This is a genomic window from Microbulbifer sp. 2205BS26-8 (assembly GCF_030731025.1).
Taxonomy (GTDB): domain Bacteria; phylum Pseudomonadota; class Gammaproteobacteria; order Pseudomonadales; family Cellvibrionaceae; genus Microbulbifer; species Microbulbifer spongiae.
The window spans coordinates 1-10,536 of sequence record NZ_JAVAMR010000072.1 but is presented as its reverse complement, the minus strand read 5'-3'; the positions used below and the strand labels follow the sequence as shown (position 1 = coordinate 10,536).

Below are 10,536 nucleotides of genomic sequence, written 5' to 3'. Positions count from 1 at the left end.
ATCAACACTATACGCTACAGTTGGGTCAGCAAGCACCTGTTCGAAACCATGAAAGAGGATCAAGAATATGCAACGCAGTGGCTATGGTTTTACAATCACCGACGGCCGCACAAGGATAATGGTGGGAAGCCACTGTTAATGGCAGCATAAACTCTACTTTTAACTTCGATTAAATATGGGATGACTACCGAGCCACACGAAAGCTGCTTTAGAAGGCAGTTGAGGCAGAGCTATCAGCCTTCATTGGAAAAGTTTCAATGCCACCGCCTGGATGACAGTCGCGCGGCTGTAGTCTGCACTGACTTCCTGGCGCAGAGTGAGGTTCAGATCGAGATCGGAGACCGGCGAAGGTCAAGTTCCCAAAGGTCCAGAACAAAGCCAGCGAGCCAGTCACCTTCCGTTCAGCTTTGGTGCCACCATAGGTATGCAAGGCTCGTTCACTGTAGGCAGCGCTGCCGTGGTATCTTTAAAGGGCATTTCAACTGGTGAGATGGAAGAGGCTCTGTCGGTACTGGTTGGTTTGGAAGCGAGGAGCCTATCAGCCAGCATGATCGTTCGCTTGAAGAGGCAGTGGAAGAATGAATACAATACTTGGCGAACCAAGTGGCTAGATAAAGACCGCTGGGTGTATATCTGGCCAGACGACAGGTACAGCGCCCTGCGCTTGTATGAAAGCAAGTTCTGCGCTCTGGTTATCATTGGCGTAAACAAGTGTGGGAAAAGCACTTTTTAGTAATTGAAGATGGGGAACGCAAATTGACACTGAGCTGGAAAGGAGTGCTGGAAAGGCTGAAAGTGCGTGACATGAACACCCCAGAGCTGGCGATTGGCGATGGTGCTATGAGGTTCTGACGGGGCTGGAAGAGATCTGCCCAGAGGCACGCCATCGGCATTGCTGGCTATATAAGTCGGCTAATGTATTCAAAAAAAATGCCCAAGCCGGGGCGGTCGAAAGCAAAGCGCTTTTTACACGACATCTGGCGGGCTGAGATAAGAACTGATACGGAGAAGGCATTTGACGATTTCATCGACTTCCTGGCAAAACACTGGCAGAGCATCCGGACAACGAACCCTATCGAGTCGACGTTCGAAACGATACAATTCAGGACAGGACGAAGCGCTCTAAGAGCTGCTTGTCGAGAGAAGGAATGCTCCACATGTTGTTCCAGCTAGTCCAAAGGGGAGACCCCCCGGCTTTGCCGGGGAGGCACGCATAGTTTGACAGATCCGGAAGTCCCATAGTAACTCCAATGTGTGAGCCGCCAAGCAACACACAAAGGAGTCACCATGAGACAAGTGGACAGTTTAAGTCACACGAAATGGGAGTGTAAGTACCACATAGTTTTTATCCCAAAATACCGTAGAAAGGTGCTGTTTGGACGGGTGCGCAGAGAGTTGCCCACCACGGTATTTCATCAGTTGGCCCGGCAAAAGGAGAGCCTGATTGAGGAGGGGCACGTAATGCCGGATCATGTCCATATGATGATATCGATTCCGCCCAAATATGCTGTCTCCCAGGTGGTGGGATATATCAAGGGTAAAAGTGCTATTTACATTGCGAGGACCTACTCTGGCCAGCGTAGAAATTATGTAGGGCAACACTTCTGGGCGAGAGGTTACTTTGCGTCCACCGTTGGTCGTGATGAGAATGTGATCAGGGAGTATATTCGTCATCAGGAGAAGGAAGATCGGCGACTAGAGCAACTGACCTTGGTATGAAGATATAGGCAGCCCCCTTTGGGGGCTCAAGGGACGTTAGTTCCGTACAGACCGCTTTGAGCGGTTCACGATTAAAGCCACTGGCTTTGCCGGTGGATATTTACTAGCAGGCTGCTGAAAAAGTCCCTTTAACGAAATTTTTACCTTAACTCTTATAAAATCAGAAAATTCAGAGCCTACAAAACAAGTGTTTTTTTGATTCTAAAACTTCAAGATGATGATGCTTTAATTCAAAATCCGAGTTTTTCAGCAGCCTGCTAGTGTGTGCAAAAGGAAAATGGACAAGGCTTCGGGACTTTGACTACCTTGTTAAGGTTATCATCGGAGTGAAGCTCAAGGATGGAGGATGGTGCCAATAGCGGACCAGAGCAGGTTTGTTTAACACCAGAAATGACATTAATTTCCACTCCTGAGAGCGTGTTTTGAACGAGAATACAAATGGCCTGTTGCGTAAATATTAGCCAAAGAGTACAAGCTTAAAAAATAAATCCAGAAGAGGTGAATGCAGTAGTATACGATTTAAATAACCGGTTAAAGAGGTTATTAGGCTTTGAAATACAGGAAAATTAATGGATAATTATTTGGCGGCACAATCCGCATAAGCGGTAAGCTCTTCAAGATTAAATCTGTGTTTGGAAAACTATCTACAATTAAGGTAAGGGGCTGGAATGCACCGTCAGGAATAGATGAGGTTGGTGGGGTATTATATACCCCCTTTGAGGCTTTCAGCAAGCCGCTTACTATGTGGGCGATTGCATATTCAATGTTAAACGTAATTGAAAAAATCAATGAATATTAGTGACCATTTGCTTGAGGTTTTACGCGAAGAGGTGGCTTCTTGTGAGGCCGAACTAGAAGAGGTCCAGAATAGCCTTCGTTATAAGGCTGGCGGGTGGATCATTGAAGCTTTTCCACTTGGAAGTAATACTATTTCAGCTTGCCTCAAGCTTGCAAGACTTTACCTAAGTCAAAGTAAAAAACGATCTACAACGGCCACTTCTACTCTCTCCTCTAAGAGTTCATACCATACAAGATCAGCACCTGAGGTTGTGGTACTAGGGAGAAAGCTTCCAGCGACTTTATGTACTAAAGCTGTTTGGTGTACGGAAGATATTGAATTGCTAACAAGGAGGTTAGATCAAGATAATATAAATGGCATTCTTGTATTGCGAAAACCAGAGATTCAGGTTTTAAAACGTGTAGAGAGATTACGTTTAATGGGTTGGTATATAATCTGGTCTCCTCAAGAGAAAAGCCTGTTGGATTCAGAGGAATTGGTGGCTTATGTAAAAGCACATGCTGATCAGTGCTTGGATGAGAGTTGTGTATGAAAATTCTTTATGCGTATCGATACGGCATAATTGGTGGTGTTTATTCTCAGCTCGCTTTACGCCGTGATGCGCTTCAGAGTGCTGGATTTCAATGTGAACTTTTTTTCAGTCAGGATAATAATTTAGGGCAGGTACTTAAAGAGAGAGATGGCATTCACTTTGGTGCTGAGGTGTCATTTCGGCGGCTTGTACAAAAGGGCCGATTTGATATTATAATTGTGATCGATTCTCCGGAACTGCTTAGTGTCGCCGCAGGTCCTCTATATCGGCGCAATACTGTTTATCTAGATGTACACACCACCACGAGTACTGGGCTGGCCTATCTTATAGATATAAATCCAGTTAAGTTAGCAGGTATAACAGTCCCGACTAATTATTCTGCTAAACTAGTGACGAAGCGTTTAGGGAAAAATACACCGAACATCCAAGTGCTGCCAAATATACTCCAGGGATCACTTTTTGCTCCAGACCAGAAACTTAGATTAAAAGCCGGGTTGAAAATAAAACAATATGCTGCGATAGAATTCGTTTGGGTGGGAAAGCTTGATCATCACAAGAATTGGCGCTTGGCATTGGTATATACAGCAATGCTTCAAGATCAATTAGGTAATGTACGTTTAAGTATGGTTGGTGGCAACACAGCGTCAACAAGCCAATCCACAGCTTTTTTTGAGTTAGCCTATAGGCTTGGTATATCAGAAAGAGTTAGTTGGATTGATAGAATAGATAACTTTAAACTTGTAGAGATTTACAGGCAATGTGCTGCAACTGGTGGTGCTATGTTGGTGACTTCACGAGATGAATCGTTTGGCATGGCTGCTTCAGAAGCATTGTTATGTGGTTGCCCGTTGATCACCAACGATCTTCCGGTTTTTCGAGAGATTTATCCAGATTCCTCTCTAATCAGCAGGGTCGATATATGGAATCCTAATCAAGTTGTTGAGGCGGCCACGACTCTTCTTAAGCAGCAAGAAAGGGATGAGGTAATAAACTTACATTGTTATCTGGCAGAAAAATATAGCCCTGAGGCTTTTATCAATTCATTCAAGGGATTAATTGCGGTATGAATTCCTCTGATCCTAGAGAAGCTCTTGAGCGTGAGTTGGCCGCTTTGCAGGTAGAGTATCAGCGAATTCTTGAAAGTAACAGTTTTCGACTCGGACACTTGCTCATTGAAGCGACTCGCTCACCGTATGCTTTTATACGTTTGCCGGTAAATATTATACAATTTTTTCTCACGCTGAGGCGTCAGAGTCAATCACTTGCTCCAGGATCTTTACAGTACGAAACGGTGCATAGTCAATGGTTGAGTCTTGTTAAAGAAATAAATAAATCAGGTAAAAAAGAGCTGGTATTTCTTTTTTCCGGCACCACCTGTATTCAGGGGACGCGAGGAAATCGCCCCATACGACAGACGCAAGCTTTGTTGGCACGTGGCGTACCTGTGTTCTTCAGTTACCATCGCACAAGATTTACTGAGGCTTTGCCTATTTATAATCAAGATGGATTGGTGCAAAGCCCTGTAGATATTACTTTGCAGTTGCTCAATGAGATATCGGCGGTTGGTTTAGATGATGTTAGGAAGCTGTTTATCATATCCTATCCATTTAAGGGTATCGAAAGTTATGTAGATAAGTTTCGTTTACAGGGATGGTCCGTAGTCTATGATTGCCGAGATGACTGGGAAGAATTTGCCAAGGTTGGAATGGCAAAATGGTTTGATGCTGAAGTTGAACGCAAATTGGTGGCTACTGTCGACCGGACTTATTGTGTGTCCAGACCTCTTATAGATAAATTGAGCCTGCTGGTGCCCGACAGTTGTGTGAAGTTAATGCCTAATGCAGTGGGGAAAGATATTATTCCGAATAACTATAAACATGAGCCGGCATTATTTCCTAGGGTGGTGGGTTATTTTGGACATCTTTCCGCAGCTTGGTTTAATTGGGAGGCTTTCAAGGAGATTGTTCAATTACTCCCGCAATATCAGTTTGAAGTGATTGGGCACTCAGCCCCAAGCGAATTGGAATTACCCGAGAATGTGCTTTTTCTAGGTCCAAGACCCTGGCAGGAGCTTCACCGTTACGCAACACGCTGGAGTGCAGGTATTATTCCATTTCGGATGGGGCGTCTAGCCGATGGTGTCGACCCAATAAAAATATATGAGTACTTAGCATTTGGCCTGCCAGTAGTTTCTTTTGTAATGCCCCAGATCAGCGATTATCCATATACTACCACTGTAAGTACAGTGGAAGAGTTTTGTTGCGCTCTGAAAGCTGCCTGTGAGGAAGTGCCGAAGCATGAAATAATAGAGGCTTTCCTTACCCATAATACCTGGGAAGCCCGTGCCGAAGAATTACTATCTATTTTCGGAGATCCGGTATCGTGATAGTTGATGTTTTAAGCGTGTTGCGGTGGTGTATTTCCTTAGCAAGTAAGTTTGGTAGAGTGGTCTTTTGGCGAACAGCGTTAATAGTTTTTCTCACGCTGATTTCTCAGGTTTCCACCCTGTTGGCATCATTTCTACCTTTGAAAGTTGTTATTCTGCTTGGCTCTGAGCGCATGCCAAGCTATCTGCCAGAATGGTTGGCTGCCTATGGTAGAGAGCCGCTGATTATTGGCCTTAGTATGACCACTATTGGTTTCTTTCTAATACACATGCTAAGTGAGCGCTTGATCGTAGTAGTTACCACACAAGGTGCCCGCCGCATATTAGCCAAAAACTACAAAATGGTCTTGTTTGAAAACCAAGAAGAAATTGCTGCTAACGCTTATTTAAGATTTTCCGATGCTCTAGCGTCCGTGGTTTTTTCTGGATTTGCATTGCTTGGAATTTTTATTTTATATAAAGATATGGCTCTGCTGGTAATTGCTTACTTTATTGTGGCAATACTGATGTTTTTGAGCGTTGTGAGATCAAATTTATTTCTTCGCGAATATCTAGAAGGTAAATTTCAAAAAATTATAACTTTTGCATCAGGTATAGGCTTCTTTTGTGTGTTTTTCTATTTGGTGGCGGATTTCATTTTTTTTGAACCACCCTCAGTATTTGTGGCGATAGTATCCTTGTTGTTGAGTCGCCAGTTACTAAATAGAGTGGCTGCTTTCATACGAGATGTAAATGCTTTGAATATTCTTAGGGTTAAGATTGATGCACTGTTTTTTCATAACAAAGTATTACTTTCTAACCAATCAAAAAAATGTAAATCGATTTGGTCTCTGCTTGGGCCTGATATTCGGAAGAGTTGGGCGAATACCATATTCAAAGAAATTGTTCAAGGCTGGTATGGCATAGATCAGATTCGCTGGCACCCCTCAAGTGTAAACAATTTGGGTGTCCTCAGAGTATCGGGAGAAAAAAAATCTGAAAACTATCTGATTAAGCTTTACGACAGGAATCGCAAGACTCTTGCTTTGCATGAGCTGGATCTGTTGAGTGATCCCCCAGATGGATTGCTTGCGCCACAGTTAATCGGAGTCACGACTTTGGATAATTTCCCATGCCAAGTGTATAAGTTTCAAGAAGAATTTTTATTATGTTCGTTAAAAGACGCAAGAGCTGCAGTAGCTGAAATAAAGAAACAATTGCTCACAGTGGAGCCACCAAAGATACTAATTCAGCGCTATCAACGCTCGAAGGCTCATATTTGGCAGCGATTGTGTGAGCAAACAATTTGGCAATTAAATATTGCAACATGTACTGCCGAACAAGAACAGCAGGTGGCAAAGTTAATGAAACAGTGGCCTAATTTGAAGAAATATTTAGCTGTGTTGCCACTAGCTTTTGTCAATCCTGACATGCAAGCACAGAATATTATGACTATACCTGAATCTACTACTTTTTTACTTATTAATTGGAGTGGATGGTCATTGGAGCCCATTGGCGTTGGCTTTGAGATAGATAGAATTGGGCTTGATCAACTGGAAAGAAGCTTGTTAGCAGCATCAGTAATTCGTCCTTCACTAAGTGATGTTGATCTGAAAGCGGTTGAGTTATCTGCTTTGGTCGCAGTATTAGAGCAGCATTGTATTCGACAGCAATTTTTGGAAGGGTTAAAGATTGTTTGTCGAATACTGAATTGCCTGGAGATACTAGAACAAAAAACCACTAATAAAGAAGTAGCAATTGAATCTTGCAAATTGATAAATTGATTTACAGGCTTGTATTTTCTGAATTTTGAAAAACAGGAAATCAAATGTATTTAAGTTTTACCGTTGTTATTCCAATTTATGAGCAATGGCATTTTATTCCTGAACTTCTTGAGTGTCTGAGTGTTCAGACATATAGAACCGGACTTGTTGAGATTTTATTAATTGATAATGGATCAAGTCAGGTTTGTATTCCAAAAGAAATTCCTGACAATGTAAAAATTCTATATTGTAATACCCGCGGATCCTATGCCGCTAGAAATTGTGGTTTGCATTATGCCCGTGGAGAGTGGATATTCTTTACTGATGCGGATTGTTTACCATCTGAAAATTGGTTCGAAGAAGTGGTCCAAAAAATATACTCTACCAAATTGAATGATTTTTTTATTGCTGGTAGAGTAGACTCGATTAGTGAAAGAAAGAAACCTACAGCTTATGAAATCTATGATATTGTTAAGGGGATACCCCAGGAGCATTATGTTAGAAGAGGTTATGCTGCGACTGCGAATTTAGTAGTACCCAGAAAATTGATAAAAAAAATTTCTGGATTTAATGAGCAACTTTATTCTGGGGGAGATGCAGATTTTTGCCGTAGAGCAAGACAAAATAATTTTAATATTGTCTACGCTCATTCTGCACTAATACGACATCGAACTAGATCGAGCTGGGAGGAAATTGCAACAAAGGCACGTAGAGTTAAAGGTGGACAGTTAGTCTGTAAATCTTTAAAATATAAAATCTGGATTTTTTTTCGTACTTTTTTATCCCCAATTATTACAATATTCCGTTTATTAAAAAAAAATCAGTTTACAGTGAAGTATAGATTGCTCGCTGCGTGGGTATATTTGCGTGTTTGGGTGGCTGAGTTGATGGAGATGTTTCGTGTCATGTTAGGTGGTAAACCAGAGCATCGATAAAATTGTTATTGCTTAAGTGTATTTTCTTATTTTAATCATTACGTGAATTCAACTCTGATGTGTATTATTTGAAGAAGTAGGAAAAGAGGTCAGGTGAGGGTAGATTTAATCGCTTTTTCTTCGATCAAAGAGATGAAGTGATGACCAAGGATTGCAATTAGCAGGCTGCTGAAAAACTCGGATTTTGAATTAAAGCATCATCATCTTGAAGTTTTAGAATCAAAAAAACACTTGTTTTGTAGGCTCTGAATTTTCTGATTTTATAAGAGTTAAGGTAAAAATTTCGTTAAAGGGACTTTTTCAGCAGCCTGTTAGATGACTTATTATCAAAGATGCCAAATTTCAGGCTGGTCAAAAGTGATTTGAACCAAAGAGCGGTATTTTAAGCCATCGACGTAAGTCAATTTACAATGAGTAGGGAGCTGGCAAGAAATACTGGTGGTAGGGGATGTCGTCACAAGCAGGCGAAAGAAAAAGCAGAACAGCGGCGCAAAGGTGCTGCCAAACTCACTAAGCTAACACCTTAATTATTAAGCACTCACTATGTTTAGAGTTCAGTCCAGACAGATCTCGAGCTGGCTTCTGAATAATCGAGAGCAGCTGATTAACCACGAGAACATTTATTCCATATTTGGACGGACAGGCAGTCTGAAGAAGGTCTTTATATATACCTAAGTCGTAAGAGCAAGAGATACGTCAAGCGTCGTAATGGTAAATCGGCACGGGGCAGATAAGGAATCGAGTGAACATGGATGACTGCCCTATGGTTGTTGACGAAAAATCATGCATAGATGATTAGCAAATATATATAGGGATAGTTAAAGGTCGCAGCGGTGCCTAGGTAACCATCGTAGAGTAGATAACGAGCTTCATAGTATCCATACAGGTTAACTGCAAGAGTGCAGCAGACATTGCCCAGGCTACTATCCCACTGCTTAGTCTATTTAAATATATTGTTCAACCATTGCAGCTGACAACAGGAAAAAATTGACGTATCATGAAAAATTAGTTCGATGCTCTCTACTGATGTCTTCTTTTTAACCCGACCCTTTAGCTCTTGTGCGGGAGGAAAATACTGAACTCTTGCTGATCCAATATTTCCTGAAAGATATAAGCTTGAAGAAACTGATGTGGATAGAGGTGCGAAGTCCAATTTCTAACCCGAGAAAAGAGCTGGCGTATAAAACATCAAGCCAGTTATGGGCAGTTATAGAGCTGTTTTAACAGCATAGACTGCGATGCATTTTGGAATTGAATTTAAATTTTATTAGGTTGAGTAACTATTTTGATGTCTTACAAAATCGAAAACAGCATAAGTGTTGTAATGCCCGCCTTTAACCTAGCTAAGTACATTGAACGTTCGATAGAATCGGTTTTGAATCAAACGCATACAGATCTCGAACTTATTGTAGTTAATGATTGCTCTACAGATGAAACAGGTAATTTAATTGAAAAATTGGCTTGTTTTGATTCAAGAGTGAATGTGTTTCATAACAGAAAAAACTTAGGAGGAGCTGGTGCTAGAAATATAGGTCTTGCGGCAGCACGTTTTAGGTATATCGCTTTTATTGATGGGGATGACCTTTGGCATCCAGAAAAATTGGAAAAGCAAATAGAAATTCTAAAAAATAGTGATGTACAATTGAGCTATACAGCTGTACAAAAGATTGATTCCTCTGGGAAATATTTTGGGGCAGTACAACAAATCAAACCTTTAATTAATTATGATGGCCTCCTAAGTAACCCACTTATCGCTTGTTCAAGCGTGCTTTTGGACTATGATGCTGTAGGTAGGGTTCTGATGCCAGAAATCCGAAAGCGGCAAGATTTTGCTTTTTGGCTTAAACTTCTTCGAAAAGGTATTGTGGCGCGAGGTATCAATGAACCATTGACTTACTACAGAGTGAGGCATGGATCACTGTCTTCAAATAAGTTAAGTGCTGCTAGATACACTTGGCAGATTTATCGATCTCATGAAGGTTTACCATTCTGGCGGGCCCTCCCTAATTTTCTTTCTTATGCTTTATACGGGGTGTTGAAAAAACTTAATCTGTGAATTTTGAATGCGGTTAGATCAATTTATGATCCGTGAGTTATATTTTTTTCCTTAAAAATTTCAGATTATTCAAGCACGGATTCAATCTTGAAGTGTATATCATTTATTCTGATTGCATCGATAAATAAATAATTACCCATTAAGTTTTCCTGTGTCGAAATCTTAATATTTTTTTTGATCGGTTATTTAAATCGTTTACCTATATATTAATCTCCTCCTGGGTTATCTTTTAAAGTCGTAAGCGATTATGCAATCTCGCTTGCAAGGTCGGCCACATTTTCTCTACTCTTCGAGTTTTCAACATACTACCAGACCATGTTGTTGCTAGTGCCTGACTCGCCCTGAGCTCCGGGCACACCATAGGTTC

Annotated in this window: 9 protein-coding genes; all 9 read left to right on the top strand. The window is 41.3% G+C overall.

Annotated features, from left to right (window positions below):
* A partial coding sequence (locus tag Q5Y71_RS15860) for an integrase core domain-containing protein (RefSeq protein WP_306043072.1) occupies positions 1–150 on the top strand: 150 nt, incomplete at its 5' end.
* A 274-nt stretch (positions 151–424) separates the two neighbouring features.
* Positions 425–733, top strand: coding sequence for a transposase (locus tag Q5Y71_RS17690; RefSeq protein WP_371877079.1), 309 nt, complete (start codon positions 425–427; stop codon positions 731–733).
* A gap of 554 nt (positions 734–1,287) precedes the next feature.
* Complete coding sequence (tnpA, locus tag Q5Y71_RS15855) at positions 1,288–1,719, top strand: IS200/IS605 family transposase (RefSeq protein ID WP_306042438.1); 432 nt, start codon at positions 1,288–1,290, stop codon at positions 1,717–1,719.
* A 788-nt stretch (positions 1,720–2,507) separates the two neighbouring features.
* Complete coding sequence (locus Q5Y71_RS15850; RefSeq protein ID WP_306043071.1) at positions 2,508–3,050, top strand: hypothetical protein; 543 nt, start codon at positions 2,508–2,510, stop codon at positions 3,048–3,050.
* Positions 3,047–4,117 (top strand): glycosyltransferase family 4 protein, encoded by a 1,071-nt coding sequence (locus Q5Y71_RS15845; RefSeq protein WP_306043070.1) that lies wholly within the window; start codon positions 3,047–3,049, stop codon positions 4,115–4,117. The genes Q5Y71_RS15850 and Q5Y71_RS15845 overlap by 4 nt, the downstream gene beginning before the upstream one ends.
* Positions 4,114–5,436, top strand: coding sequence for a glycosyltransferase (locus Q5Y71_RS15840; RefSeq protein WP_306043069.1), 1,323 nt, complete (start codon positions 4,114–4,116; stop codon positions 5,434–5,436). Before Q5Y71_RS15845 ends, Q5Y71_RS15840 begins: the two co-directional genes overlap by 4 nt.
* Positions 5,433–7,199 carry a hypothetical protein gene (locus Q5Y71_RS15835; RefSeq protein WP_306043068.1) on the top strand — a complete coding sequence of 589 codons (1,767 nt, stop codon included), beginning with the start codon at positions 5,433–5,435 and terminating at the stop codon, positions 7,197–7,199. The genes Q5Y71_RS15840 and Q5Y71_RS15835 overlap by 4 nt, the downstream gene beginning before the upstream one ends.
* Before the next feature lie 44 nt (positions 7,200–7,243).
* A complete protein-coding gene (locus Q5Y71_RS15830) occupies positions 7,244–8,113 on the top strand; it encodes a glycosyltransferase family 2 protein (RefSeq protein ID WP_306043067.1) in 870 nt (289 codons plus the stop codon).
* Positions 8,114–9,401: 1,288 nt separating this feature from the next.
* Positions 9,402–10,169, top strand: a complete 768-nt coding sequence (locus tag Q5Y71_RS15825; protein WP_306043066.1) for a glycosyltransferase family 2 protein — start codon at positions 9,402–9,404, stop codon at positions 10,167–10,169.
* Positions 10,170–10,536: the final 367 nt, after the last annotated feature.

Bases quoted from the DNA above. Each gene is read 5' to 3' on its own strand.
- Q5Y71_RS17690 (WP_371877079.1), top strand. From the start codon at position 425: ATGCAAGGCTCGTTCACTGTAGGCAGCGCTGCCGTGGTATCTTTAAAG.
- tnpA (WP_306042438.1), top strand. From the start codon at position 1,288: ATGAGACAAGTGGACAGTTTAAGTCACACGAAATGGGAGTGTAAGTAC.
- Q5Y71_RS15850 (WP_306043071.1), top strand. From the start codon at position 2,508: ATGAATATTAGTGACCATTTGCTTGAGGTTTTACGCGAAGAGGTGGCT.
- Q5Y71_RS15845 (WP_306043070.1), top strand. From the start codon at position 3,047: ATGAAAATTCTTTATGCGTATCGATACGGCATAATTGGTGGTGTTTAT.
- Q5Y71_RS15840 (WP_306043069.1), top strand. From the start codon at position 4,114: ATGAATTCCTCTGATCCTAGAGAAGCTCTTGAGCGTGAGTTGGCCGCT.
- Q5Y71_RS15830 (WP_306043067.1), top strand. From the start codon at position 7,244: ATGTATTTAAGTTTTACCGTTGTTATTCCAATTTATGAGCAATGGCAT.
- Q5Y71_RS15825 (WP_306043066.1), top strand. From the start codon at position 9,402: ATGTCTTACAAAATCGAAAACAGCATAAGTGTTGTAATGCCCGCCTTT.